The 25,926-nt window shown below is 41.6% G+C and carries 24 protein-coding genes; 11 read left to right on the forward strand and 13 right to left on the reverse strand.

Annotated features, from left to right (window positions below):
- Nucleotides 1-31 precede the first annotated feature (31 nt).
- The 4 genes from tusC to L4F92_RS00065 form a co-directional block, all read right to left on the reverse strand.
- Complete coding sequence (gene tusC / locus L4F92_RS00050; protein ID WP_250363758.1) at nt 32-394, reverse strand: sulfurtransferase complex subunit TusC; 363 nt, start codon at nt 392-394, stop codon at nt 32-34.
- Complete coding sequence (gene tusD, locus L4F92_RS00055) at nt 391-771, reverse strand: sulfurtransferase complex subunit TusD (RefSeq protein ID WP_250351174.1); 381 nt, start codon at nt 769-771, stop codon at nt 391-393. The genes tusC and tusD overlap by 4 nt, the downstream gene beginning before the upstream one ends.
- A complete protein-coding gene (locus L4F92_RS00060; RefSeq protein WP_250351175.1) occupies nt 771-1,436 on the reverse strand; it encodes a helix-turn-helix transcriptional regulator in 666 nt (221 codons plus the stop codon). The genes tusD and L4F92_RS00060 overlap by 1 nt, the downstream gene beginning before the upstream one ends.
- Before the next feature lie 72 nt (nt 1,437-1,508).
- Complete coding sequence (locus L4F92_RS00065; protein WP_250363759.1) at nt 1,509-2,213, reverse strand: FKBP-type peptidyl-prolyl cis-trans isomerase; 705 nt, start codon at nt 2,211-2,213, stop codon at nt 1,509-1,511.
- Nucleotides 2,214-2,299: 86 nt separating this feature from the next.
- Between L4F92_RS00065 and L4F92_RS00070 the strand changes: the two genes are divergently transcribed.
- The gene (locus L4F92_RS00070; protein WP_250363760.1) at nt 2,300-2,521 is read left to right on the forward strand and encodes a SlyX family protein; all 222 of its coding nucleotides are present in this window, start codon (nt 2,300-2,302) and stop codon (nt 2,519-2,521) included.
- Between the two features lie 79 nt (nt 2,522-2,600).
- Here L4F92_RS00070 and L4F92_RS00075 read toward each other — a convergent pair whose 3' ends face one another.
- A complete protein-coding gene (locus L4F92_RS00075; RefSeq protein ID WP_395896620.1) occupies nt 2,601-3,335 on the reverse strand; it encodes a glutathione peroxidase in 735 nt (244 codons plus the stop codon).
- Between the two features lie 136 nt (nt 3,336-3,471).
- On the opposite strand from L4F92_RS00075, the gene oxyR reads away from it, so the two are divergent.
- Together oxyR and fabR are read left to right on the forward strand one after the other, a co-directional pair.
- On the forward strand, nt 3,472-4,371 hold the full coding sequence (gene oxyR / locus L4F92_RS00080) for a DNA-binding transcriptional regulator OxyR (protein ID WP_250363761.1): 900 nt from the start codon (nt 3,472-3,474) through the stop codon (nt 4,369-4,371).
- A 9-nt stretch (nt 4,372-4,380) separates the two neighbouring features.
- Nucleotides 4,381-5,001, forward strand: coding sequence for an HTH-type transcriptional repressor FabR (fabR, locus tag L4F92_RS00085; protein ID WP_250351179.1), 621 nt, complete (start codon nt 4,381-4,383; stop codon nt 4,999-5,001).
- Between the two features lie 71 nt (nt 5,002-5,072).
- On the opposite strand, the gene def is transcribed toward fabR, so the two are convergent.
- The 3 genes from def to serB form a co-directional block, all read right to left on the reverse strand.
- Nucleotides 5,073-5,582, reverse strand: a complete 510-nt coding sequence (gene def / locus L4F92_RS00090) for a peptide deformylase (protein ID WP_250363762.1) — start codon at nt 5,580-5,582, stop codon at nt 5,073-5,075.
- A gap of 144 nt (nt 5,583-5,726) precedes the next feature.
- On the reverse strand, nt 5,727-6,218 hold the full coding sequence (locus L4F92_RS00095) for a YajQ family cyclic di-GMP-binding protein (protein ID WP_250364605.1): 492 nt from the start codon (nt 6,216-6,218) through the stop codon (nt 5,727-5,729).
- A gap of 2 nt (nt 6,219-6,220) precedes the next feature.
- Nucleotides 6,221-7,180 carry a phosphoserine phosphatase gene (gene serB / locus L4F92_RS00100; RefSeq protein ID WP_250363763.1) on the reverse strand — a complete coding sequence of 320 codons (960 nt, stop codon included), beginning with the start codon at nt 7,178-7,180 and terminating at the stop codon, nt 6,221-6,223.
- 113 nt (nt 7,181-7,293) lie between these two features.
- Here serB and L4F92_RS00105 point away from each other — a divergent pair, with 113 nt between their 5' ends.
- Nucleotides 7,294-7,980, forward strand: coding sequence for a YtjB family periplasmic protein (locus tag L4F92_RS00105; protein WP_250351182.1), 687 nt, complete (start codon nt 7,294-7,296; stop codon nt 7,978-7,980).
- A gap of 55 nt (nt 7,981-8,035) precedes the next feature.
- Here the strand turns inward: L4F92_RS00105 and rpsT are convergent, their stop codons facing one another.
- Nucleotides 8,036-8,299 (reverse strand): 30S ribosomal protein S20, encoded by a 264-nt coding sequence (rpsT, locus tag L4F92_RS00110; protein ID WP_250363764.1) that lies wholly within the window; start codon nt 8,297-8,299, stop codon nt 8,036-8,038.
- 272 nt (nt 8,300-8,571) lie between these two features.
- On the opposite strand from rpsT, the gene murJ reads away from it, so the two are divergent.
- From murJ to L4F92_RS00135, 5 genes are all read left to right on the forward strand, one after another.
- On the forward strand, nt 8,572-10,143 hold the full coding sequence (gene murJ / locus L4F92_RS00115; RefSeq protein ID WP_250363765.1) for a murein biosynthesis integral membrane protein MurJ: 1,572 nt from the start codon (nt 8,572-8,574) through the stop codon (nt 10,141-10,143).
- 114 nt (nt 10,144-10,257) lie between these two features.
- Nucleotides 10,258-12,021 (forward strand): autotransporter assembly complex protein TamA, encoded by a 1,764-nt coding sequence (gene tamA, locus L4F92_RS00120; protein WP_250363766.1) that lies wholly within the window; start codon nt 10,258-10,260, stop codon nt 12,019-12,021.
- Between the two features lie 9 nt (nt 12,022-12,030).
- Nucleotides 12,031-16,026, forward strand: a complete 3,996-nt coding sequence (gene tamB / locus L4F92_RS00125; RefSeq protein ID WP_250363767.1) for an autotransporter assembly complex protein TamB — start codon at nt 12,031-12,033, stop codon at nt 16,024-16,026.
- Nucleotides 16,027-16,035: 9 nt separating this feature from the next.
- Nucleotides 16,036-17,583 carry an exopolyphosphatase gene (gene ppx, locus L4F92_RS00130; protein WP_250363768.1) on the forward strand — a complete coding sequence of 516 codons (1,548 nt, stop codon included), beginning with the start codon at nt 16,036-16,038 and terminating at the stop codon, nt 17,581-17,583.
- A 13-nt stretch (nt 17,584-17,596) separates the two neighbouring features.
- A complete protein-coding gene (locus tag L4F92_RS00135; protein ID WP_250363769.1) occupies nt 17,597-17,989 on the forward strand; it encodes a pyrimidine dimer DNA glycosylase/endonuclease V in 393 nt (130 codons plus the stop codon).
- A 62-nt stretch (nt 17,990-18,051) separates the two neighbouring features.
- Here the strand turns inward: L4F92_RS00135 and L4F92_RS00140 are convergent, their stop codons facing one another.
- Together L4F92_RS00140 and glmU are read right to left on the reverse strand one after the other, a co-directional pair.
- A complete protein-coding gene (locus tag L4F92_RS00140; RefSeq protein ID WP_250363770.1) occupies nt 18,052-18,963 on the reverse strand; it encodes a mechanosensitive ion channel family protein in 912 nt (303 codons plus the stop codon).
- 438 nt (nt 18,964-19,401) lie between these two features.
- Nucleotides 19,402-20,772: a bifunctional UDP-N-acetylglucosamine diphosphorylase/glucosamine-1-phosphate N-acetyltransferase GlmU gene (gene glmU / locus L4F92_RS00145; RefSeq protein ID WP_250363771.1), complete on the reverse strand. Its 1,371-nt coding sequence runs from the start codon at nt 20,770-20,772 to the stop codon at nt 19,402-19,404.
- A gap of 88 nt (nt 20,773-20,860) precedes the next feature.
- On the opposite strand from glmU, the gene L4F92_RS00150 reads away from it, so the two are divergent.
- Together L4F92_RS00150 and murQ are read left to right on the forward strand one after the other, a co-directional pair.
- Nucleotides 20,861-21,982, forward strand: a complete 1,122-nt coding sequence (locus L4F92_RS00150; protein WP_250363772.1) for an anhydro-N-acetylmuramic acid kinase — start codon at nt 20,861-20,863, stop codon at nt 21,980-21,982.
- 794 nt (nt 21,983-22,776) lie between these two features.
- A complete protein-coding gene (gene murQ, locus L4F92_RS00155) occupies nt 22,777-23,694 on the forward strand; it encodes an N-acetylmuramic acid 6-phosphate etherase (RefSeq protein ID WP_250363773.1) in 918 nt (305 codons plus the stop codon).
- Here murQ and rfaC read toward each other — a convergent pair.
- Both rfaC and waaF read right to left on the reverse strand, forming a co-directional pair.
- The gene (gene rfaC / locus L4F92_RS00160; protein WP_250363774.1) at nt 23,691-24,641 is read right to left on the reverse strand and encodes a lipopolysaccharide heptosyltransferase RfaC; all 951 of its coding nucleotides are present in this window, start codon (nt 24,639-24,641) and stop codon (nt 23,691-23,693) included. The genes murQ and rfaC overlap by 4 nt on opposite strands.
- 13 nt (nt 24,642-24,654) lie before the next feature.
- Nucleotides 24,655-25,710, reverse strand: coding sequence for a lipopolysaccharide heptosyltransferase II (gene waaF, locus L4F92_RS00165; protein WP_250363775.1), 1,056 nt, complete (start codon nt 25,708-25,710; stop codon nt 24,655-24,657).
- Nucleotides 25,711-25,926 lie beyond the last annotated feature (216 nt).

Below are 25,926 nucleotides of genomic sequence, written 5' to 3' on the forward strand. Positions count from 1 at the left end.
ATTTCCTGAAAAAAGAATGAAACGAAACAGGTTAAAATGTCAGTACTTTTTCTGCCTGTTGTAATTTTTCCATTAACTCGGCACGGGGGAGTATTTCGCAATCGATCAGCCAATTTGTTTTTTCAAGCTGTAAGGCTTGCACCGATTGTTGGCACAGATAACGCTGTTCAATATCGTATAAATCGAGCAATTTAAAAGGCTGGCTCACGTTTTTTTGTAAAATTTCTTCGCTTTTTTGATAAGCAATTAAATTAAAAATCCCGTCATCTAAGAAAAATACGGCAATTTCACTTTCATCACAAAAAGCAGTGGCGGCAAGTAGGGCATCTAAACCTTCTCGGCTTGTTGCTGTGCCGTAAGGCGGTTGGGTAAATACAAAAGCCAGTTTAATCATAGGGTTATCACTCGATCTGCTTGCAATAACGCTTGGCTAAATTCGCCGAGTCCGGCTAACACAAAGTTTTCTGCTAAATTATTTTGTTGTTTATCTTTGCTGCTTAATGCGTCCACAATACCTCGGCGTTGTGAAGCGGCAATACAAAGATGCAAAGGAATGTTATGCTGTTTGCTCAGGGTTTGCCAATGTTGTTGTAAATTAAATTCGTCATTAGCGGGATAGACAAAACCGTTGCCGTTGCTTACGCCATTTTGCATAAAAAACACTTGGCTGATTTGATGCCCTTTTTCAATCAAGGCTTGGGCAAGTTGGTAGGCAAGAAATGCACCTTGTGAACCATAAATAGGCTGTTTTACGGCGATGACATAACGCATTATTTAAGCTCATCTTGTTTAATTTGGCGAATATACAAATACACGGTATGACGAGAAATATCTAAGCGTTCCGCCACTAAATTAATTGCATCTTTAATATCAAAAATGCCTTTTTCATATAAAGAAAGGACAATTTGACGATTTTTATTGTTATTCGCAACTTGGGGATCGGTGCTAATTTCTTCTACCGTTTGTTCGATGGTTTGGCTAACTAATTCCTCAACAGAACTGGCAAAATTCACTTCTGAAGCAGAATGTTGTTCCGCAGGGGGCATTAATGCTTGAATAAATTGGTTCACGGGGACATCTAAATTGATATTGATACATAATAAACCGATGATCCGTTTTTCACGATTACGAATCGCAATGGTCACTGATTTCATCAATGCGTTACCCTTTGCGCGGGTAAAATAGGGCTTGGAAACATTCTCCGTTTGCATTGTTTTGAGCGATTTCAACGCAAAATCCGTAATGGGCGAGCCAACTCGACGATGGGTATTATGCCCGTTAGCAATGCAAATGGCAGAATGCTCAAAGTCTTCAAGAGAATGTAGCACAATTTCACAATGACTGCCGATTAATGCACTCACACCATCTACTACTGCGACATAAGAGGTTAAAATAGCACGATCTTCATCCGTAAAAGGGCGTCTATCTGTTAGCATTGGTTTTTTCTCAAAATGATGGAAAAATCGACCGCACTTTGCTTTTAAGAAATAAAGTGCGGTCGTTTTTGATTATTTTTTCTCAGGGATTACGTCTAATACTTCAACCGTAAAATATAACGTTGCATTTGGTGGAATTGGACCTGCGCCTTGTTTACCATAAGCTAAGTCAGCAGGAATTAATAAATCAATTTTACCGCCTTTTTTCACGAGCTGAAGTCCTTCCGTCCAGCCCTTAATGACTTGATTTAATTTGAATTCTGCTGGCTGACCACGTTCAACCGAACTGTCAAATACCGTGCCATCTGCTAATTTTCCTGTGTAATGTACTTTCACTTTATCTTCAGGTTTGATCGCCACGCCTTCGCCTGCTTTTTCAATGCGATACATTAAGCCAGAAGCAGTTTTTTTCGCGCCCTCTTTTTTCATAAATTCAGCGGCGAATTTCTCATTTTCAGCGTTCACTTTTGCTTGACGTGCTTCATAGACTTTGTCGCCAATCGCTTTTAATTTTTCTTGAACTTGTTGTTCGGTGAGATCGCCTTTTCCGTCTAAAGCATCTTTTACCCCTTGTAATACACGGGTTTTGTCATAATTGATCACATCTTTTTGATCATTAATTAAGGTCTCAAGGAATTGTTTTCCTGTGGCATAACCCACCACATAAGAAGCTTCATCATTGAAATTTTTATCCGTTGCTTGATCAGCAAAAACGGAGCTAGAAACCACCGCACTTAATGCGAGGGTGATAAGAGAGAATTTTTGAATTTTTAACATTGTTTATCATCCTTTATAATGAATCGGAATTTTTGATAGGTTAAATTGTATTGCACAATTTAACAACCATTATTTAAGGATTATTTATGCAAATTCAACTTGAACACGCAAAACAAATTGCCGAATTAGAAACAAAAGTGGCATTTCAGGAACACGCTATTGAGGAGTTAAACCAAGCCTTAGTGGCACAACAATTTATACTTGAGAAAATGCAGTTACAGCTACGTCATTTAGCGGCGAAGTTAAAAGATTTGCAACCTTCCAATATTGCGAGTCAAGCAGAAGAAACGCCGCCGCCTCATTATTAAACACAGAAAAAAGGCTAATCACAAGGATTAGCCAAAGGTTTTTATAGGAAGTTTCTAATTTATGCTATGGGATTAATATTTATTTTGCGAAATAGTTTTCTAAATCGTCGCTACCGCCAATGTATTCTCCACCGATGAAGACTTGTGGTACGCTTGTTTTACCTGTAATAGCACGCACAGAAATGGTACTTGCATCACGGCCTAACACGATTTCTTCAAAGGTGTAACCTTTCACTTTTAATAACCCTTTTGCTTTTGCACAGAATGGGCAACCCGGTTTAGTGAAGATTGATACCGAAGGTTTTGCTTGCCAATCAGGTTTTAAATATTTGATCATTGTATCGGCATCAGAGACTTTGAACGGATCACCCGGTTCATTTGGCTCAATAAACATTTTTTCCACCACGCCATTACGCACAAGCATTGAATAACGCCAAGAACGTTTACCAAAACCAAGGTCATCTTTATCAACAAGCATCCCCATACCTTCAGTAAATTCACCGTTACCATCTGGAATTACGGTGATGTTTTCTGCTTCTTGATCCGCTTTCCACGCGTTCATTACGAACGTATCGTTTACGGATAAACAGATAATATCGTCCACACCTAAAGCTTTGAATTCACAAGCTAATTCATTATAACGTGGTAAGTGTGTTGATGAACAAGTTGGGGTAAATGCGCCCGGTAATGAAAATAACACCACCGTTTTGTTATCAAATAATTCTGAGGTGGTGATATCAACCCATTGATCACCTTGACGAGTATGGAATGTTACTTGAGGAACTTTTTTTCCTTCCATTGTTGCTGTCATCATCTTTCTCCTATTGCGATTAAAGTAATGATTTCTTATTGACGGGGTGAATTATAGTGAAAATCGTGATATAGTTACAAACGATTAATACCTATCCTTTTAATTGTTCCTTTCTATGATGAGGAAAGCTGAGGAAAATATGAATATCCGTGATTTAGAATATTTAGTCGCACTCGCCGAACATAAACATTTTCGTCGTGCTGCCGATGCTTGCCACGTTAGCCAACCAACCTTAAGCGGACAAATCCGCAAGTTGGAAGATGAACTGGGCATTATTTTATTAGAACGTACTAGCCGTAAAGTATTATTTACTCAATCGGGTTTACTTCTCGTAGAACAAGCACGCACCGTATTACGTGAAGTCAAAGTGCTAAAAGAAATGGCAAGCAATCAAGGCAAAGAAATGACTGGGCCATTGCATATTGGAATGATTCCAACTCTTGGACCTTATCTTTTACCTTACATTATGCCAGCGCTGAAAAAAGCCTTTCCTGATTTAGAGCTATTTTTATATGAAGCACAAACTCACCAGTTGTTAGAACAACTGGAAAGTGGACGTTTAGACTGTGCCATTCTTGCCACAGTGCCAGAAACGGAAGCCTTTATTGAAGTGCCATTATTTAAAGAAAAAATGTTGCTTGCTATTTCTCAAGAACACACTTGGGCAAAAGAAAAAAGTATCCCAATGGACAAATTGAAAGGTTGTGAAATGCTGATGTTAGATGACGGTCATTGCTTGCGTGATCAAGCGCTGGGTTATTGCTTCACCGCAGGGGCAAAAGAAAATCCACATTTCCAAGCCACCAGCCTTGAAACCTTACGCAATATGGTTTCTGCCAATGCAGGAATGACGTTAATGCCAGAGCTTGCGGTATTAAACGAAGGGAACCGCACTGGGGTAAAATACCTTCCTTGTGTGCCTGAGCCTTCACGCACTGTGGCATTAATTTATCGTCCCGGTTCACCGCTAAGAATGCGTTATGAACGTGTGGCAAATACCATTAGCCAGATTATCTCCCCAATCCTTCAGCAAAAATAAGAGGGCAAAATGGCAGGTGTTCGTGCAATTCAAAAAGAAAAAACCAGACGTGCATTAATCAGTGCCGCGTTTAATCAGCTCAGCGCAGAAAAAAGTTTTTCCAATCTGAGCTTGCGTGAAGTGGCAAGAGAAGCGGGCATTGCCCCCACCTCTTTTTATCGCCATTTTCGCGATATGGACGAACTCGGATTAGAAATGGTTGATGAAGCCGGTCTAATGCTCCGCCAATTAATGCGCCAAGCACGCAAACGGCTAGAAAATGGTGGAAGCGTTATTGTGATTTCGGTCAATACTTTCTTTGAATTTATCACGCACAGCTCTAACGTTTTCCGTCTTTTATTGCGTGAAAGCTCTGGCACTTCGCACGCTTTCCGCACAGCGGCAGCACGCGAGATTAAACATTTTATTGATGAACTGGCAGAATATATCGCCGAACGTAATGGCTATTCACGCCACATTGCGTATATCCAAGCAGAAGGCATTGTTACGCTGGTATTTACTGCGGGTGCAAATGCGTTAGATATGAATAAGGAAGAGCGTGAGTTGCTCAAAGAACGGGTGATCTTACAACTGCGAATGCTGGCTAAAGGTGCCGCCTACGCAGCCCAAAAGGAAAAGCCCATCAAATAAAGTGCGGTGCTTTTTGAGTCAATTTTTCCAACAAAAAACCTGCTTAATCGCAGGTTTTCTTTTATTAACAGTTAGGCTTTTTGCAACTGTTTTTTCAGCTTGGTCAGTTTGTCTTTCATACGCTGACGCTTAAGCGGAGAAAGATAATCGGCAAAAACAATACCATTTAAATGATCAATTTCGTGCTGGATACAGATCGCCAATAAGCCATCGGCATTAAGTAAAAAATCTTTACCATTTTTGTCTAATGCGCGTACTGTAAGTTTTTCTTTACGTGGCACAAAACCATTCATTCCCGGTAAAGACAAACAGCCTTCTTCAATGCCTGTTTCGCCAGAACTTTCGATAATTTCAGGGTTAATTAACACAATTTGATTTTCTTTCGTGCCTTCAATGTCGATCACAATCAAACGGCGGTGTACATCAACTTGGGTTGCCGCTAAACCGATCCCTTGTTCGTGATACATTGTTTCAAACATATTCTCAATCAACTGGTGTAATTCTTGGTCAAATGTTTCCACCGGTTTCGCGACGGTTTTAAGGCGCTCATCGGGGTAAATCAATACATCAAGTAATGCCATAAATTCATTATTCCTTTGCTAAAACTGTCGGCATAGTTTAACGGCTTTCCGCTAAAACGCCAATAAAAACAACCGCACATTGCGTTTTTCACCCAATAAAAGCGCCGCATAAATATGCGGCATTAAGCGAATATGATCTTCCTTTTAATCACGGAAGTTATTAAATTGGAAAGGTTGCCCTAGTTCGGCATTTTTCACTAATTGAATCACTGCTTGCAAGTCATCACGAGATTTTCCTGTGACACGCACTTGCTCTCCTTGAATTTGAGTTTGCACTTTGAGCTTAGATTCTTTGATCAACTTAGTGAGCTTTTTCGCCATCTCGGTTTCGATCCCTTGTTTCAGCTTAATTTCTTTACTGAAGGTTTTTCCGCTATGCTCGTATTCAGTAGGAATATCCAATGATGCAGAATCAATGCCACGCTTAATACAGGCATTACGCAAAATATCCACCAATTGCTCCACTTGGAAATCCGATTCACTTGCTACTTTAATGGTTTCATTTTTTTCGTTTAATTCGATAGAAGAAGGCACATTGCGGAAATCCCAACGGTTTGCTAAATCACGGTTGGCATTTTCTACCGCATTACGCACTTCGTGTGCGTCTAATTCAGAGACAATATCAAATGAAGGCATCATTACTCCTCGTTTTTCGTTATTCGGTCATTCGCACCTAAAATACATAACAGTGCGGTTAAGTCGGCAAAGTTTACCACAATTTGTGCTTGTTGTTGCACTTTCGGTTTAGCGTGGAATGCCACCCCTAAATTTGCGACGTTCATCATTGCTAAATCATTTGCGCCATCACCGATAGCAACTGTGTTTTCCATTGGCACGCCATATTGTTCGGCTAATTGACGCAAGGTTTCCGCTTTATATTGCGCATCCACTACGCGACCTTGTACTTCACCGGTTAACATACCGTCCACAATCTCAAATTGATTGGAAACTGCCACATCAAGCCCTAATTCGGCTTTTAAATAATCGGCAAAATAAGTGAAGCCACCTGAGGCAATTGCCGTTCGCCAACCATATTTTTGCAAACCTTGAATGGTTTCGCGTAAACCTGAGGTGAACGGTAATTTCTCTCGCACTTGTTGCAAAATTGTTTCCTTAGCCCCTTTTAATGTAGCGACACGGCGACGCAAACTTTGCTCAAAATCTAATTCCCCACGCATTGCTTGCTCGGTGATTTCAGACACCAGATCACCGGTGCCAGCCAATTTTGCAATTTCATCAATACACTCAATTTGAATGGCAGTGGAATCCATATCCATCACTAATAAGCCTTTTTTCTGCAAACGAGCAGAAAAATTGAGTAATGCAATATCCACCTCTAATTGCTGTACGTAGGCTTGCCATTGTGATTGCCAATAACCTTGTAATAGCACTGCAAGATAATGCCCTTCGAGCCAATAGTCAAAAATGATAAAATTTTCACCGCACTTTTGTTGGAATTGTTGTAACTTGGCAAGACTTAATGTTTCACCATAAAGCATAAAATAATCTTGTCCTGTGGAAGCAGGTTGTTCCCTTTGCCACGGGCAAGGTAGATTAGGATAGTGTTGTTGTAATTGACTGAGATTTTGTGTTTGCATAGAAAATCCTGTAAATTATCGGCATTTTTACGATTTATTGTGTCGTGCAATCATAAATAGACTAAAATAATGCCTTATTCTAGCCTATTTTGTGAAATCTTGGGGAAAATAACGTGCAACTTATTAAAGAAAAAGCACTAAAAATTGCGATGATTTTTATCATCATCTTATTTTGCCTTGGCATAATGGGCGTGATTTTATTCGGCGTGCAGCAATTTAAGCTAGGATCACAATTAGCCAGTATTAACCAAGTCACCAATCTTTCCCATTTATTAGTGCGTCAGCAAGCGAATTTATTTTCAATGCTCTTGCTCAATAATGCAAAATCAGAACAACTAACCGAAAACTTGGATAATTTTGTGAAAGAAGATTTTATCCTTGACGCCTCGGTTTATTCTCAGCGGGGCGAGCTGTTAGCACAGAGTTCCAATGCCTCATTATTACGTCTGCAATTAGGGCTTGATCAGCCCGTAGCAAAAGAAATCATCAATCAGCAAATTGTTGAACCGATTTATTCTTCTGAGGGGGTAGAAGGTTTTTTGCGTGTTACCTTCAATAATAAATATGGACAAACGACACAAAGCAAAATCAACCTGATTTTTAACCGTCTTTACGGTGAGATCATTATTGTGTTTCTCACTGGCGTGCTATTTGCCAGTTCCATTCATTATTTTTTGAGCCGTTATCGCCGAGTGAAACGCAAACAACTTGAGCTTTCACAACCGGTTAAAAAGCCATCCTCTCCAACAAACCGTTTAACCTATCATCGCAAACGCAGACGATTTAAAAATAAAGCATAAAAAAACCGCACTTTTAAAAGTGCGGTTTGATTTTGCTAAATTTTTTAATCTTAAATTATGCTAATTTTTTAATTTGAGCAGATAATTTAGATTTGTGATTTGCTGCTTTATTTTTGTGGATTAAGCCTTTAGATGCCATACGGTCCACAACTTTTTGCATTTCTAAGAAAGCCGCTTGTGCAACCGCTTTTTCACCTGCAGCAACTGCAGCATATACTTTCTTAATGTAAGTACGCATCATAGAGCGTTGGCTTGCATTGTGTTGGCGACGTTTTTCTGATTGAATCGCGCGTTTTTTAGCTGACTTGATATTAGCCAAGGTCAAACTCCTAAAATTTCTGTTGAATTTACAAATAAAGGCGTGAACTATGCCTTTTCTCTATACAATTGTCAATAAAACAATTTATTAAATACTGTCTGAGGCTCGGTGAGACACAACCGAAAAATTTGCATCGTTCGCTAAAAATTTGGCTTGAAATTAGCCCACCGAAACGATGTGGGCGAATTTTATCAGTTTTTTTGCCTAGAATATAGCTTAAAAACGAAATTTCTATACAATTAAGCCAAATTTTTCTTGATGAGAAAGCAATTTTGAGTAAACGATTATTAAAATCTGGCATTATCGTCAGTACAATGACTTTATTATCTCGCGTGCTTGGACTGGTGCGAGATGTGATTATCGCCCACATTATTGGGGCGGGTTTAAGTGCTGATGTGTTTCTTTTCGCCAACCGTATCCCTAATTTTTTACGCCGTTTATTTGCTGAAGGGGCATTTTCCCAAGCCTTTGTCCCTGTCTTAGCAGAATACCAAAAAACAGGTGATCTCAACAAAACGCAACAATTTATCAGTAAAGTATCGGGAACATTAGGGGGCTTAGTCACCCTTGTTACCGCCTTTGCGATGGTTTTCTCTCCAGTGGTTGCCGCCATTTTCGGCACGGGCTGGTTTATTGATTGGTTGAATGATGGGGTAAATGGGGTGAAATTTGAGCAAGCCTCGCTGTTACTCAAAATTACCTTTCCTTATTTATGGTTTATTACCTTTGTTGCCTTATCGGGGGCAATTTTAAACACGCTAGGTAAATTTGGTGTAATGGCATTTTCGCCCGTGTTACTTAATATTGCAATGATTTGCGCCGCCCTTTTCCTCGCCCCCCACACTGCCAGCCCAGATCTTGCGCTTGCCATTGGGATCTTTATTGGTGGTTTGTTGCAGTTTTTATTTCAATTGCCTTTTTTAAAACAAGCGGGATTATTAGTAAAACCGAAATGGGCGTGGAATGATGAAGGGGTAAAAAAAATCCGCATACTGATGCTCCCAGCCTTATTCGGGGTTTCCGTCAGTCAAATCAATTTATTGCTTGATACCTTTATCGCCAGTTTCTTGATGACAGGATCCATCAGCTGGCTTTATTATTCCGATCGCTTGCTCGAATTTCCTCTTGGGTTATTTGGTATTGCGATTTCTACTGTGATTTTGCCAACACTCGCGCGCCACCACGTTAATCGTACAGATAACGCAGAAAAAAGTGCGCTGGATTTCCGTAACACGATGGATTGGGGAGTGCGAATGATTTTATTGCTTGGCGTGCCAGCAATGATTGGTATCGGAGTACTTGCCCAACCAATGTTACTCGTTCTCTTTATGCGCGGTGAATTTTTATTTTCTGATGTGCAAGCCGCGTCTTATTCTTTATGGGCATTTAATATGGGGTTACTCAGTTTTATGCTAATCAAAATTCTGGCCAATGGCTATTATGCCCGTCAAGATACCAAAACGCCGGTGAAAATCGGTATTATTGCGATGGTGAGCAATATGGCATTCAACCTGCTTGCGATTCCATTTAGTTATGTTGGCCTTGCCATTGCATCGGCAATGTCTGCTACCTTAAATGCCTATTTACTCTACCGTGGTCTGGCGCAAGCCAATGTGTATCACTTTAGTAAACAAAGTGCGGTGTTTTTTGTCAAAGTTTTTACCGCTGGGCTAATAATGGGGGCTGTGGTTTGGCACTATTGCCCAAGTTTAATTCAGTGGCAACAAATGGCATTGCTTCAGCGTATTCACTGGCTAGTGTGGCTCATCGCACTCGCCGCACTGGTTTATGGCGGTGCTTTGCTACTTTTAGGCGTCCGCAAACGCCATTTAGTACATTCATAGACAGTATTATCAAAATAACAAAAAATTTCACTAAAAAATACCGCACTTTAGCGTTGAATATTTGCGAAGCACATTGCGAAAACGTAAACTAACACAAGATTATTGGGGAACATTATGAAATTATTACAGCAGAAAAAACGCCATTCACTCAGTGTGCTGAGTTTGCTGGCGACTTGTGTTTTAACCAGTCTAAATGTTTACGCTGAGCATACTGTCGATCTCAAAGTCATTGGTGTAAAAGGGGTAAAAGCCATTGAAAATGTGGATATTTACACCAAGATGATCGATCCTGAAGAAGCCGATGGTTCAGAACGCTATCAATATATTGTGAGCGAAGCGATCAAAAAAGCCTTGCGCGTTTACGGCTATTACAACATTAGCATTGATTTCACCTTGCAACCTGCAAAAGGGGGAAAACGCCCTGTACTCATCGCCGATGTCAATGCAGGTAAACCTGTTTTGCTGACAGGAATGGATATTCAAATTTTGGGACAAGCAAAGGAAGATGACACTTTTCAAGCATTGAATAAAAAATTACCCAAACTTGGTGAATTGCTTTATCACTCCAAATACGAAGATTACAAAAGTGAATTACAACAATTAGCCCTAGCCCGAGGCTATTTTGATGCAGATTTTGAGGTTTCCCAGCTTTTAGTTCGCCCTTCCACCTATCAAGGCTGGTGGAAGATTATTTTTGATAGTGGCGAACGTTATCGCTTCGGCAAGTTTACCTTTGAACGCTCACAAATTCGCGAAGATTATTTGCGTAATATGATGGAAATTAAAGAAGGGCAACCTTATTTAATTAATGATCTCTCAAACTTTACCAATGATTATACCTCGACTAACTGGTTTAGCTCCGTGTTAGTGCAACCTCACCTTGATGAAAAAAACAAAATCGTTGATGTCGATGTGTTACTCACGCCACGCAAAAAAAATGCGATGGATCTCGGTATCGGTTATTCCACCGATGTAGGACCTCGTTTCCAATGGGGCTGGACAAAACCTTGGATCAACAGTCGTGGGCATAGCTTCCGTTTTAATCTGTATGCTTCTGCACCGAAACAAACGGTGGAAGCGGTATATAAAATGCCATTGTTAAAAAATCCCCTACGTTATTATTATGAATTTTCCACCGGTTATGAACGTGAAAAAACAAATGATACCGAAACGTCATCAGGCACCTTTGCCGCATTACGTTATTGGAATCGCGTTTCTGGCTGGCAACACGCACTAGGATTGCGTGTACGTTATGATTCTTTTACCCAAGCCGATCATTCTGATAGAACGTGGCTGGTTTACCCAACAGGCTCAATCAGCCGAACACGCTTAAAAGGAGGATTATTCCCCACTTGGGGCGATGCACAGCGTTTGACGGTGGATTTAGGACGTAAATTATGGCTTTCTGATGCAAATTTCTTAAAAATTCAGGCGTCTAGCGCTTGGATTCGTACCTTTGCCGATAATCATCGATTTGTTTTACGAGGTGAAATTGGTTGGTTGCACACCAAAAATATTGAGAAAATTCCACCCGCACTTCGTTTTTTTGCTGGGGGCGATCGCAGTGTGCGTGGTTACGGTTATAAAAAAATCTCACCTAAAAATTCTGATGGACAGCTTATAGGGGGAACTCACCTTATGGCTGGAAGTTTGGAATATCAATACCAAGTTTATGAAAACTGGTGGCTCGCCACCTTTGCGGATACAGGGCTTGCAGCAAATACGTACTCCGTTAATGAATTACGTTATGGCGCAGGCATCGGGATACGTTGGGCATCACCAATTGGCGCAGTAAAATTGGATATTGCCACACCCGTTCGGGATAAAGACAAAAGTAAAAATGTGCAATTTTACATTGGGTTAGGTTCAGAATTATAGGCAGAAAAAATGACAAAAGAAATGCAACAAACCATACCGTCCAGCCAAGAGGCACAACATCAAACTGCTGAACAGCAAAGCGGAGAAAATCAGACGGAACAATCCCCTTCACCAAAGAAAAAACGTTCCCTATGGCGAATGTTGCTATGCCTAAGTGCGGTAATTTTTTTACCCATTTTTGTCTTGCTTGCCACTCTTGCGACTAGCCAAGGTCAGCGCGGTCTTATTCAGCTTGTTGATAAACTTATGGATAGCCTTTCTATTGCGCAAATAGAAGGCGGATTGCAAAATGGACTCACCCTGCATAATGTGAAATTTCAGTCAGAGGGTGTCGATACTCAAGTTCAACAAGCCCATCTGCAACTGGATTTAGCTTGCTTGTTAAAAGCCAAAATTTGCCTGAATGATCTCACCATTCAACAACCGAAAATTCAGATTGATACCTCACGGCTTCCGCCTTCAGAAGAAAAGGATAACAATCCTAGCCCAATGAAAAAAATCCACCTCCCTGTGGCAGTACAAGTAGATAATGTGCAAGTGCAGGATTTAGCGTTAAATATCGATCAAACACAAATCAATTTAGCTCATTTTTCCACCGCACTTAGCCTAAATAATGAAAGCGGTTTTACCCTTGCACCAACACACATTAATGATTTGTTAGTGCAAACTTACGCCTTACCAGAAGAAGAAAAAAACACAGAAAAAATCGCGGTAAAATCAACCAAACCAACGGCGCAAGCCATTGATTGGCAAAAGCTAGAACAGACACTTACCCCCGCATTGCTTGCCAATTTAAGCAAAATTGAACTGCCTTTCGATTTGCATATTACGGATATTCAAGGTAAAAACTGGCAATATCAACCCCATTTTAACCGCCAAAATAACACGGCGAAAAATGAAGCCAAACCCGCTGATGCACAACAGATTGATGTCCCTTCGTTACAAATAAAAGCCGATGCCACAGGCAATCAAATTCAACTACAGAGCCTGAATATCACAAGCTCAGTGGGAACGCTAGAAGGGCAAGGCACAATGCAACTGGACGAGGATTTTCCTCTTAATTTTCAACTTAACAGCCAACTGAAAGGCTATGCACCATTAACAATCCCACAAGCGGATCTCAACGTGCAACTTTCTGGAAAATTGCGTGGGCAAACGCAACTTCATTTGCAAAGCAAAGGGGATATTAATGCAGAGCTGGTGGGGAATGTCGCACTCAACCAAGAAAAAACACCTTTTGATCTCAAATTAACGAGTAAAAATTTACAGTATCCTTTTGATAAAAAAGAAAAAGATCCACTCAAAGTACAAAATGTTATGCTTAATCTCAACGGAGATTTGCTTGCTTACCACGCTCAACTTAACGCTGAAGTTTCAGGAATGGGCGTGCCAAAAACACAGCTGACAAGCCAACTTCACGGTAAACTTTGGCAGGTAAGCATTGAGCAATTTGAACTTAATGCCTTACAAGGTAATGCTCATCTAAGCGGTGAAGTAAACTGGCAAAAAGGCGTGCAATGGCAAAGTGCGGTGGATTTTTCACAATTAAATCTCACCCCATATTTACCATCAATGCCAGCGTTGTTGTCAGGCAATTTCAGCTCACAAGGACAAATTGACGGGCAAAATTGGGCTATTCAAGTACCAGATTTAACGATTAACGGTACGCTTTCACGCCAGCCATTAAGCCTAAAAGGGAAACTGAGTGCGGATAGTACCAAATGGTTAAGTGTGCCAAATCTGTTACTTAATTACGGTGAGAACCGCATTGCAATGCAAGGGGAAATTAGCCAACAATCCGATTTATCCCTTGATATTCACGCACCAAATTTACGTGGTTTATTGCCTGAACTTTCTGCCACCTTATTTGGTTATGCTAAATTAAAAGGGGATATTCGCGAGCCAAATTTAAGCGTGGATTTAACAGGTAACAATATTCGCTTCCAACAATTACAGCTGAATAAATTCGCGATTAAAGGGGATATTCGATCACATCAAATCATTAGCGGTGAGTTAAACGCCAATGTCGCTGGCTTGAAATACGCTGATGTAGCCATTAACCAAGCAACCCTTGCGTTATCGGGCGATGAAAAAAATCACCAACTACAACTGCAATCACAAGGCAAACCCGTGGCAGCCAATCTAAAAATTGTGGGAAATTTCGACCGCACTTCACAAAACTGGAAAGGACAAATTAGCGGCATAGATATTCAATCACCTGTTGGAAAATGGCAGACAAATCAAGGAATTACTGTAAATTATAATCAAAATAACATTACAGCTACTGTTTCCTCACATTGTTGGTTAAACAGTGATGTTGAACTGTGTTTTCCACAAACCTTCACCGCTGGGAAAAACGGTGAGGTGCCATTCCAAGTGCGTAAATTAGATTTATCACTAATCAACAAATTATTAGATAAAGAACAAAACCAAACGCAGATCAAAGGACAATTACAAAGTCAGGGATCGGTGGCGTGGTTTAGTGATAAACCACTTAAGCTGAATGTGCAAGTAACAGGCAATCATTTATCTGTGGCGCAGAAAATTGATTATCGCACCTTTAACCTTGCCATTCCAAAAGTGGATATTAACGCACAAATGGAAAACAACAATCTGAATTTAGATTCCGCCATTGATTTAGCGGATCAGGGGCGAGTGACCAGCAACCTAAAATTACAAGATTTAGCCAAATCTCGTACCTTAGGAGGAAGCTTGAGTATTCATCGTTTAAACCTCAATTTAGCCAATCAACTGCTTTCCAGTGGTGAAAAGGTAAAGGGTGAAATTGCAGCCGACTTAACCTTCGGTGGCAATCTCAATAGCCCACTGATTCACGGTAATTTTGATGTAAACCATCTCACTGCAATGATGAAATCTCTGCCATTTACTATTAAAGATGGCAATTTATCTATGCGTTTTGCTGGCAATCGTTCGACGTTACAAGGCTATGTGGAAAGTCCCGAAAGCCGTTTAGACATTACGGGCAACGCCGATTGGAAGGATATGGATCATTGGAACACCCACGTGCAGGCGAAAGCGGATCGCTTTAATGTGAATATTCCATCAATGGCAAAATTAAAAATTAGCCCAAATGTAGAACTCAACGCCAATCCAAAACTGCTAGATATTTCTGGTACAGTCGATATTCCTTGGGCAAGAATTGCCATTGAACAATTACCAGACAGCGCCGTTGCGGTGAGTAGTGATGAAGTGATTTTAGACGGCCCTGATAAAACCAAAGTGGGGCTAAAAAACGGTGAAATTAAAGCACGTACGAAAAGCGGTATGGAGATTCGTTCTGATCTGAAAATTAGTATTGGTAATGATGTTACCCTCAACGCTTACGGCTTAAACACGAGCTTAAACGGCTTGCTTTCAGTTAAACAAGATAAAGGAAAATTGGGGTTATTCGGGCAAATTTATCTCAAAAATGGACGCTATGCCGCCTATGGGCAAGATTTATTAATCCGTAAAGGACAAATTAGTTTTTCTGGCTTGCCTTCCCAGCCGATGTTAAATATTGAGGCGATTCGCAATCCAACGGCGATGGAAAATAGCAACATTACCGCTGGGGTAAAAGTGATCGGCTTAGCGACAGCGCCACAAGTTACTGTGTTTTCTGATCCAGCAAGTTCACAAGATGAAGCCCTTTCTTATTTACTAACAGGGCGTTCACTAGAAAATAGTGGAGAGGCCGGTTCGGGTGGTTCGATCGGGGCGGCATTACTTGGTATGGGCTTAGCGAAAAGTGGAAAATTGGTTGGCGGAATTGGTGAGGCCTTTGGCGTTCAAAACCTCAGTCTAGGCACGCAAGGGGTGGGCGATAGTTCAAAAGTGACTGTCAGCGGTAACATTACCCCACGCCTACAGCTTAAATACGGTGTGGGCTTATTTGACGGCCTAGCCGAATTTACGGTACGCTACAAATTGTTACCACAGCTTTATTTACAATCTGTTTCAGGGGTAAATCAAGCCTTTGATCTACTTTATCATTTTGAATTTTAGGGCAATTTTATGAATAACGAAAACCTTCTAACCAAAGCCTCTGATTATTTACATCAGCGTGGCGAAGCACGGGAAATCGCAGCCATTGATTTGGGTTCAAACAGCTTTCATATGATTATCGCCCGCATTATTAATGGCTCAATCCAAGTGCTTTCACGCCTCAAACAAAAAGTTCAACTTGCTGAAGGGCTAGATGAAAATAATCACTTAAGCCAAGAGGCGATTCAACGTGGAGTCAATTGTCTTGCCCTCTTTGCTGAACGGCTACAAGGTTTTAAGGCTGAAAATGTCAATGTGGTGGGAACATTCACCCTACGTACCGCCGTCAATAATGCAGAATTTTTACGCCAAGCCGAGCAGGTTTTTCCTTACCCAATTAACATTATCACAGGACAAATGGAAGCGAAAACCATTTATGCTGGCGTTTCTCACACACAACCAGAAACAGGGCGAAAATTTGTCGTAGATATTGGCGGTGGCTCAACAGAAATGATTATCGGCGATGATTTTCATCCACTGATTGCAGAAAGTCGCCATATGGGTTGTGTGAGCTTTGCCAAAAAATTCTTCCCTCAAGGACAAATCTCTGCCGAAAACTTTCAGCGCGCAAAACAAAGTGCGGTGAATAAAATTGAAGATTTGGCTTTTGAATATCGCAAATTAGGTTGGCAATCGGTTCTAGGATCATCAGGAACGATTAAAACCGTCTATCAAGTCATTAGTGCAAATCTTGACCCCAACGGAATTATCACCGCCCAGCGTTTAGCCCAGCTCAGCGAGAAAGTCTTGCAAGTTGCCCATTTTGACGATCTACATTTAGACGGTTTAAATGAAGATCGTGCAGACGTTTTCGTACCGGGGCTTGCCATTCTCACGGCGGTATTTGAAGTATTCGGTATTGAGCAAATGCGTTATTCCGACGGGGCATTACGTGAAGGCGTGATGTATAGCCTAGAAAAAAATTTCCAAGTAAGTAATATCCGCCAGCGCACCGCCCTTGCCCTTGCAGAACAATTTAACCTTGATGTGGCACAATCTGAACGGGTCTATCAATGCGCCAAACAGCTTGCGAAGCAGTATCACACTTGGCAAAACAGTACATTACAAGAAGAAATGGTGGAAATTCTACTTTGGGCGGCGCGACTACACGAAGTGGGCATTGTCATCAATCATAAAGGCTTGCAAAAGCACTCTGCCTACATTCTACAAAATATGGAACTGCCCGGCTTTGATAAAGAGCAACAACGCTTGCTCACCACCTTAGTACGCTATCAAATCAACAACATCAAACGAACGGATTTCACTAAATTTTCTCGTTATGCCGAGCAAGATATCCTCGCCCTTGTGCGCTTATTGCGTTTAGCGATTTTGCTCAATAAATCCCGCCAAGCCACAGTATTAAGTGAAAAAAATTCACTCAAAATCGACCGCACTTTAGCCCAATGGACAATCCAATTTGACACAAATTATTTAGCACAAAATCCATTAGTACGAAATGATCTCATCGCTGAAAACAAATTATTAAAAGAGATCGATTTGAGCTTAACTTTTTCATAAGTAAGGAGAAACAATGACAAGGATCAATGTTGTTCCACCACAAGAACTTTGTGATCAGCACTTGCTTGCTGAGCATCGTGAACTCACACGTATTCCCAACGCGGTTGCAAAAGGGAAATACAACCTCACAGGGCAACCCGCGGATTACAAATTAGGTGAAGGACACGTTCGATTTTTCTTCAATAAGCTCGCCTTTCTAAAAAAACGTTATGACTTATTACACCAAGAATGCCAAGCGCGTGGTTTTAACGTACAATATTTTTGGTCGGCGGATTTACCCCTAGATCCTAGCCTATGGCAAGATTATCAGCCCACAGAACAGGCGCTAAAAATCAACCGCGAACGTATTCAATTAAGAATGCCAAAAGTCCCGAGGTTTACATCAGTAAAAAATGTGGAATGTTAAAAATGGATATAAAAAAACGTATTTGAGCAAAAGCCAAATACGTTTTTTCTTTTATAAGAAGATTACTTCTGTTCAACCTTCAATTCAGCATTTTCAGGTAAGTGAATATTCATTTGCGGGAATGGAATTTCGATACCCGCCTCATCAAATGCAAGTTTGACTTTTTCAGTGACATCAAAATGCACTGCCCAGTAATCCGCCGTGTTTACCCAAGGGCGAACGACCAGTTGTACACTGTTTGCGGCTAACGCGCCCACGGCAATGGTTGGCTCAGGATCTTTCAACACGCGTGGATCTTGCGCCAAGATGTTTGCCACAATGGCTTTTGCTTGCTCAATATTGGATTTGTAGGCAATATCGAAAATAAAATCAATACGGCGTGTGCTGTTGCTAGAATAGTTGGTAATGCTATCCCCAAACACTTTACCATTTGGAATTAACACCGTTTTGTTGTCTGCGGTACGCAGTTCAAGCACTAATAAACCAATCTGTTCCACTGAACCTAAAACACCCCCCGTTTCAATTAAATCCCCTTTGCGGAAAGGTTTGAAGATTAAAATCATTACCCCAGCGGCAAAGTTTTGGAGGGAATTTTGTAAAGCTAAACCAATCGCTAAACCTGCTGCACCAATTAATGCAACAAGGGATGTGGTGTTGATACCAAGCTGTGAAAGTGCGGCAATAATCACCATTAAGAGGAATAAAAAATAGCTGATTGATGAGACAAAGCTGTGTAACATTTCGTCTTTAGTAGAATGCAATACGGCTTTACCAAGCAAGCGGCTGAGCAAGCGAGCGATACTTTTACCAATCACATAGATCGCAATGGCAAGCAAAATTTTTGTACCATAAGGGATCACATAATCATTCAAGAACGTGTTCATATCCATTGAATGAACTTTATCAATTAACGCTGAGGTTTGCGCTTGAATATCCACCGTATTTTCTGCGGCTTGAGCATTTTCAGTTGTCATAAACTTTCCTTTCGATCATTAAAAATAAAAACAGCGATAAAATGCACTGCACTTTATCGCAGGGCATCATTACTTATTGTTGATGAACGTTGCATAACGGCATCGCTATTTAGTCAAAAAGATTGACGAGATGTTCCGTTCACTTTCGCTTTTTTTTCACCGCGATAATTGTCTCTGTTTATCGACAAAAAGCCTAAAATAACTTATTTAAATCATATTTCGTAGGGGCGGACCTATGTGTCCGCCCGTTTAAACATCTCTTTTTTCATCGCATTTTATTTTGTCAAAAACAAAAGTGCGGTAGAAATTTTGACGGTTTTCCCGCGATTAATTCCTTAGTTTCGGGCAAACACATCGGTTCGCCCCTACAGGATAAAGTGCGGTGAGAAAATCGCTTTTGACTAAAAAATCATCGTAATAAGCAACGAAGTAAACCCGTTATTTTTTGGCAAGTTTTTCTGGGCGCTTCCACCCTTGAATATTACGCTGTGGAACGCGTGAGATCACCAGTTCATTTTCCGCAATATCTTTGGTTACCGTCGTGCCAGCGCCAATGGTTGCCCCTTTAGCGATAGTAACGGGAGCAACAAGTTGGCTGTCTGAACCAACAAACACCTCATCACCAATCACGGTTTTGAATTTATTCACACCATCATAATTACAAGTGATCGTCCCTGCCCCAATATTACAATTTGCGCCAATTTCGCTATCGCCAATATAGCTCAAGTGGTTCACTTTAGAGCCTTTGCCAATGTGTGATTTTTTCACTTCAACAAAATTGCCGATATGGGTTTGTGCGGCAAGTTTTGTACCGGGACGAATTCTTGAGAAAGGTCCAATTTGCGCGCTTTCCCCAATGACTGCATCTTCAAATACCGAGTAAGGCTTGATTTCCACATCATCGCCAATCACGCAGTTTTTAATTACACAACCCGCGCCGATTTTTACACGATTACCCAATGTTACGACGCCTTCGATAATCACATTCACGTCAATTTCCACATCTTTACCGTGGGTGATTTCACCACGCAAATCAAAACGGTTTGGATCACGCAAACTCACCCCCGCAAGCAATAATTTTTCTGCTTGTTTACGTTGATAATACCGCTCAAGCTCAGCCAGTTGTAAGCGGTTATTCGCGCCTTCTACTTCCATTAAATCTTGCGCTTGCACTGCCGCCACTTTACAACCCTCTTGGTTAGCAAATTTAATCACATCGGTCATATAATATTCGCCTTGAGCATTGTTATTATCCAATTTTGCTAGCCATTTTCTGAAACTTGCACCACTGGAGACCATTACCCCCGTATTCACTTCTTGAATCGCCAACTGTTCTGGGCTGGCATCTTTTTGTTCTACAATGGCGACCACATTCCCCGCTTGACGAATAATTCGCCCATAGCCAGTTGGATCTTCTAAATGCGCGGTTAATAAGGCAATGCCATTTGCTGGTTTCGCTGCAATCAATTTTTGCAATGTTTCCGCCGTAATAAGTGGCGCATCGCCATAAAGCATTACGATATTTTCATCATCGGCGAAAAAAGGCGCGGCTTGTTGCATCGCGTGTCCTGTGCCAAGTTGCACGGGTTGCAGCACCCAGTTTACATTTTCATCGGCAAGGTGTTGTTGTAATAATTCTGCGCCGTGACCATAAATTAAATGAATATTATCGGCATTGAGCTGTTTGGCGGTATCAATAACGTGTTTCACCATTGGCTTACCCGCGACTTTATGCAACACTTTCGGCAAGTCGGAATACATTCTCGTGCCTTTGCCCGCGGCCAAAATCACTACACTTAACTTGTTCATAAAAATCCTTGTTCTGTCGGTTTAAGATAAAAATCTGCGCTATTTTATAATAGAATATCGCCAATTCAAATTTTCAATGGAAAAGTTTATGCTCCCTCATTATTACCTTGGCGTAATGTCTGGCACCAGTCTTGACGGCGTTGATCTCGCACTGATGGATTTTTCTGCTCAATCAGCTCAGGTGATTGCCACCGATTTTGTGCCAATGCCACCAAATTTACGAGAAAATCTCACCGCACTTTTACATTCTGGACAAAGCACCCTACACCATATTGGTGAACTCGATCATCAACTTGGCGTACTTTATGCAGAAAGCATCAACCAGTTTTTGGCAAAATATTCTCTCCGTGCAGAACAAATTCAGGCGGTGGGTTGCCACGGGCAAACCATTTGGCACGCACCGCAAGGGCAATCGCCCTTTACTTGGCAATTGGGTGATGCCAATATTATTGTTGCTCGCACAGGCATTACCACTGTGGCGGATTTTCGCCGTAAAGATATGGCTTATGGCGGACAGGGCGCACCGCTTGTGCCTGCTTTTCACCATAATGTGTTTGCTGATCCTACGCGAAATACCGTGGTGTTGAATATTGGTGGGATTAGCAATATTTCTGTGCTAATCCCAAACCAACCTGTGCTAGGTTACGACACGGGCGTGGGCAATGCGTTGCTAGATAGTTGGATCGCGAAACATCAAGGAAAAAGCTATGATAAAAATGGCGAATGGGCGGCTTCAGGACAAAGTCACCCAGCTCTATTACAAGCCTTATTGGCTGATCCATACTTTTCCTTACCTGCCCCCAAAAGCACGGGGAGAGAGCAATTTAATCTCACTTGGCTAGAAAAAATTCTGCAAAAACACACCGCACTGCCTCCGCAAGATGTGCAAGCTACGCTAGCAGAATTTACCGCACAATGCACGGCACAAGAGCTACGGCATTTAAGCCAACACAATGATCTTCCCTGCTTATTACTCGTTTGTGGCGGTGGTGCGAAAAATCCTGTTATTATGGCGCATCTCAGTCGTTTACTTCCTGAATGGCAAATTGCCACCACAACAGACTACGGCTTAGACGCAGATTATTTAGAAGCCGCAGCCTTTGCGTGGTTAGCCTATCGCCGAATACATAATTTACCCTCTAACCAACCGAGTGTAACAGGAGCAACAAAGGCAGTGAGTTTAGGCGTGATTTATCCTAAAGATGATTAAATCAGGAAAACCTGAAAACCCAGTAGTGGCGAACCGATGTGTTCGCCCGAAACTAAGAAATTAATCGCGGAAAAACCGTCAAAATTTCTACCGCACTTTTATTTTTGACAAAATAAAGTGCGATGAAAAAAAGATGTTTAAACGGGCGGACACACAGGTCCGCCCCTACGAGATATGATTTAAATAGGTTATTTTAGGCTTTTTGTCGATAAACAGAGACAATTATCGCGGCGAAAAATAGTGATTTTCTCACCGCACTTTACCCAAGTGGCGAACCGATGTATTCGCCCGAAACTAAGAAATTAATCGCGGAAAAATCGTCAAAATTTCTACCGCACTTTTGTTTTTGACAAAATAAAGCGCAATGAAAAAAGAGGTTTTTAAACGGGCGGACACACAGGTCCGCCCCTACGAGATATGATTTAAATAGGTTATTTTAGGCTTTTTGTAGATAAACAGAGACAATTATCGCGGCGAAAAATAGCGATTTTCTCACCGCACTTTACCCAAGTGGCGAACCGATGTGTTCGCCCGAAACCAAAAATTTAATCGCAGGAAAACCGTCAAAATTTCTACCACACTTTTGTTTTTGACAAAATAAAGTGCGATGAAAAAAAGATGTTTAAACGGGCGGACACACAGGTCCGCCCCTACAAGATATGATTTAAATAGGTTATTTTAGGCTTTTGTCGATAAACAGAGACAATTATCGCGGCAAAAAATAGTGATTTTCTCACCGCACTTTACCCAAGTGGCGAACCGATGTGTTCGCCCGAAACCCAAGAGATAAAAAAATGAAAGACAACAGGTTACTCAATCAGCTTTCCCAGCTTACAACGGAACAACGTAATCCAAATTCAATGAATTTAGACGAGCTTTCTGCGTTAGAAATCGTGCAGTTAATGAATGCAGAAGACAAAAACGTGCCACAGGCTATTGAGAAATGCTTGCCACAAATTGCTAGAGCAGTGGAAAAAATTGTGCAAGCCTTTCAGCAAGGGGGGCGGTTAGTGTATCTTGGTGCAGGCACAAGTGGGCGCTTAGGCGTGCTTGATGCCTCAGAATGTCCACCTACCTTTGGTGTTTCTCACGAAATGGTAAAAGGCATTATTGCTGGGGGCGAACGGGCTTTACGCTATCCTATTGAAGGGGCGGAAGATAATCCACAAAGTGCGGTGGAAAATTTGCGAGAAATTGATTTTAACAAAAAGGATATTCTTGTCGGGATTGCCGCCAGTGGACGCACGCCTTATGTGCTAGGTGGCTTGGATTATGCCAACGCCTTAGGCGCAACAACCGTTGCTATTGCCAGCAATGCGAATTCGCCAATGGCACAAATCGCAGAGATTGCCATCATTACAGTCGTCGGCGCGGAAGTACTCACTGGCTCAAGTCGGTTAAAATCTGGCACAGCACAAAAATTGGTGTTGAATATGCTCACTACCGCCAGTATGGTGCTAATGGGGAAATGCTATCAAAATTTAATGGTGGACGTGCAAGCGAGCAATCAAAAATTAGTGGCGCGAGCTGTGCGTATCGTAATGCAAGCAACGGATTGCACAGCAGAACAGGCAGAGCGAACCCTCAACGTAGCCCATAATAACGTCAAAGTAGCAATATTGATGTTACTGGCAGATGTGGATTATCCCACTGCGGTACAATTATTAAGCAAAAATCAAGGGCGATTGCAAGCAGCATTAACATCCCACTAAAGTACGGGACGTAAGTATTCCATCACCTTTTCAGCAGAAACCTGTGCCATTGTTGGCGCTTGTAAGTGATATTGATTTTTGCCATAAGTGCCGATTAACTCTGGATTGGTCGCGCCATAAAGGGTGAGGTTAGGTTTATCTAAGGCGGCGCAGAGATGAGCTAATCCCGTATCCACAGAAACCACCGCTTTGGCATTGGCAATCTGTTGGGCGAGTGTGGTGAGGGACATTTTAGGCAGAACAACGGCATTTTCAATGCCTTGCGCGATCCATTCGGCGGTGTGTTTTTCTTTTTCATTGCCCCAAGGCAAATGCACTGCAAAACCAAGTGCGGTGAGATTGTATGCTAATTTTTTCCATTCTTGATTACACCAATGTTTATCCGCGCGAGTGGTGGCGTGAATCAATAACACATAAGGTGATACGCCTTGTTGCACGGCAAAATGCTGTGCAATGCCATAATCCCCTTGCTGGTTCGGCAACCTATAATCCAAGACCTGTGCAAATAACTGACGAATGCGTTCTACCGCGTGTTGCTGATAATCAATGGCATAGTGTTTATCATAAAACAATGCCGCCAAAGGTTCGCGTGCGGACTGTTTATCGTAACCGTGCTTTATCCCTTGCGCTAGGCGCACAGCAAACCACGCACTTTTTACTAAACCTTGTGCATCAATCACTGCATCATATTGATTTTGTTGGAGTAATTGACGATAGGCTTGCCATTCTTGCCACGTATTGCGTTGTAAAAGCTGTTTACGCCAACGGCGAATCGCTATCGGGATCACGCGCTTCACCGCAGAATGCCAAGTGGGAATTTCCGCGAAATTTTCTTCCACCACCCAATCCACTTGTAAATTAGGCAAAGCTTTTTGTGCATCCGTCAATGCGGGCAATGTGTGGATTACATCCCCCATTGAGGAGGTTTTCACTAAGCAAATTCGCATTGTTATGCCTTATTTATGCCGGTTCAAAGTGCGGTAAAATTTCGTTTAATTTTTCCATTACCATTGCTGGGGTAATGTCGATAAGGCTTTGGTGATAGCCTTCGGCACTATCTTTAGCTTTACGAATTTTTTCTAATCCGCCTTTTTGTAAACGAATGATCACCGCTTGGTGAGATAATGGTGGCGTATATTGTGGGCTTGTTGGGCCATAAAGTGCCACAAGTGGACGTTGCACCGCCGCCGCAACGTGCATTAAACCACTATCATTGGTTACCACGCCTTGACAATCTGCAATCAAATCTACCACTTGATTAAGGCTTGTTTGCCCTGCCAAATTTAAGCAATAAGGCTGTAAATTTTCAGGCAAACTGGTACGAATTTCCTCCCCCACTTGCTCATCTTTCGCTGACCCAAAGAGGCAAATGCTGTAACCTTTTTCAATGAGCATTTGTGCAAGCTCGGCATAATGATAATGCGGCCAACGCTTGGCTGGACCAAACTCTGCCCCCGGACAAAAACCAATAGCAGGGCGATGTTGTGCCTGTGCAAATTGCGCGTGAAAATGACCTTTGGTTTGCTCAATTTGCTGGCTGCTGACCTGTAAATAAGGATAAGGAAAGCGCATTTGCGAAGCAGTCGGCACAGCATTTTTTTCATAGGCCAATGCCACATAGCGTTGCACCATCATAGGGTAATCTTTTTTATTTGCACGTAAATCATTCAAAAAGAAATAACGGCTTTCCCCTTTCCAACCACGGCGACACGCAATTTTAGCAAACACTGGAATAAACGCAGATTTGAGCGAATTTGGCAACACAATTGCCATATCATATTGATTTCTTAAACCTTTTCCAATTTCATAGCGTGCTTTCAAGCCAAAAGTGCCGTGTCCAATGGACATTGGAAGAGCCTGACGCACCTCTGGCATTCTTTCTAACAGAGGTCGACACCAATTGGGCGCAAGTACATCAATTTGACAGTGAGCATATTGCTGTTTTAAACATTGATATAAACTGTGCGACATCATCATATCGCCAACCCAAGACGGGCCAATTATTAAGATGTTCATTTCGTGGTTCTCATCAATTTGTGAATTATATCAATTGCCAAGGGGAACTATAAACCTGCCCACTCAAAAAATCGCACTTTTCCACCGCACTTCTATTTGGCTAAAAATAAAGTGCGGTGAAAATTTTGACAATTTTTTACGACGAATCCTATTTATTTCGAGCGAACACATAGGTTCGCCCCTACAATTTGCTATGTTTATCTACAAAAATAGTCA

It is taken from the genome of Avibacterium sp. 21-595 (genome assembly GCF_023611905.1).
GTDB lineage: Bacteria > Pseudomonadota > Gammaproteobacteria > Enterobacterales > Pasteurellaceae > Avibacterium.

What these genes read in the sequence shown, in the direction of transcription:
- L4F92_RS00075 (WP_395896620.1), bottom strand. Translation starts at nt 3,335, where the DNA reads ATGATGACAGCAACAATGGAAGGAAAAAAAGTTCCTCAAGTAACATTC.
- L4F92_RS00135 (WP_250363769.1), top strand. Translation starts at nt 17,597, where the DNA reads ATGACAAGGATCAATGTTGTTCCACCACAAGAACTTTGTGATCAGCAC.
- murQ (WP_250363773.1), top strand. Translation starts at nt 22,777, where the DNA reads ATGAAAGACAACAGGTTACTCAATCAGCTTTCCCAGCTTACAACGGAA.
- tamA (WP_250363766.1), top strand. Translation starts at nt 10,258, where the DNA reads ATGAAATTATTACAGCAGAAAAAACGCCATTCACTCAGTGTGCTGAGT.
- serB (WP_250363763.1), bottom strand. Translation starts at nt 7,180, where the DNA reads ATGCAAACACAAAATCTCAGTCAATTACAACAACACTATCCTAATCTA.
- fabR (WP_250351179.1), top strand. Translation starts at nt 4,381, where the DNA reads ATGGCAGGTGTTCGTGCAATTCAAAAAGAAAAAACCAGACGTGCATTA.
- L4F92_RS00070 (WP_250363760.1), top strand. Translation starts at nt 2,300, where the DNA reads ATGCAAATTCAACTTGAACACGCAAAACAAATTGCCGAATTAGAAACA.
- ppx (WP_250363768.1), top strand. Translation starts at nt 16,036, where the DNA reads ATGAATAACGAAAACCTTCTAACCAAAGCCTCTGATTATTTACATCAG.
- waaF (WP_250363775.1), bottom strand. Translation starts at nt 25,710, where the DNA reads ATGAACATCTTAATAATTGGCCCGTCTTGGGTTGGCGATATGATGATG.
- rfaC (WP_250363774.1), bottom strand. Translation starts at nt 24,641, where the DNA reads ATGCGAATTTGCTTAGTGAAAACCTCCTCAATGGGGGATGTAATCCAC.
- def (WP_250363762.1), bottom strand. Translation starts at nt 5,582, where the DNA reads ATGGCATTACTTGATGTATTGATTTACCCCGATGAGCGCCTTAAAACC.
- L4F92_RS00065 (WP_250363759.1), bottom strand. Translation starts at nt 2,213, where the DNA reads ATGTTAAAAATTCAAAAATTCTCTCTTATCACCCTCGCATTAAGTGCG.
- tusC (WP_250363758.1), bottom strand. Translation starts at nt 394, where the DNA reads ATGATTAAACTGGCTTTTGTATTTACCCAACCGCCTTACGGCACAGCA.
- L4F92_RS00150 (WP_250363772.1), top strand. Translation starts at nt 20,861, where the DNA reads ATGCTCCCTCATTATTACCTTGGCGTAATGTCTGGCACCAGTCTTGAC.
- L4F92_RS00095 (WP_250364605.1), bottom strand. Translation starts at nt 6,218, where the DNA reads ATGCCTTCATTTGATATTGTCTCTGAATTAGACGCACACGAAGTGCGT.
- L4F92_RS00060 (WP_250351175.1), bottom strand. Translation starts at nt 1,436, where the DNA reads ATGCTAACAGATAGACGCCCTTTTACGGATGAAGATCGTGCTATTTTA.
- tamB (WP_250363767.1), top strand. Translation starts at nt 12,031, where the DNA reads ATGACAAAAGAAATGCAACAAACCATACCGTCCAGCCAAGAGGCACAA.
- oxyR (WP_250363761.1), top strand. Translation starts at nt 3,472, where the DNA reads ATGAATATCCGTGATTTAGAATATTTAGTCGCACTCGCCGAACATAAA.
- L4F92_RS00140 (WP_250363770.1), bottom strand. Translation starts at nt 18,963, where the DNA reads ATGACAACTGAAAATGCTCAAGCCGCAGAAAATACGGTGGATATTCAA.
- glmU (WP_250363771.1), bottom strand. Translation starts at nt 20,772, where the DNA reads ATGAACAAGTTAAGTGTAGTGATTTTGGCCGCGGGCAAAGGCACGAGA.
- tusD (WP_250351174.1), bottom strand. Translation starts at nt 771, where the DNA reads ATGCGTTATGTCATCGCCGTAAAACAGCCTATTTATGGTTCACAAGGT.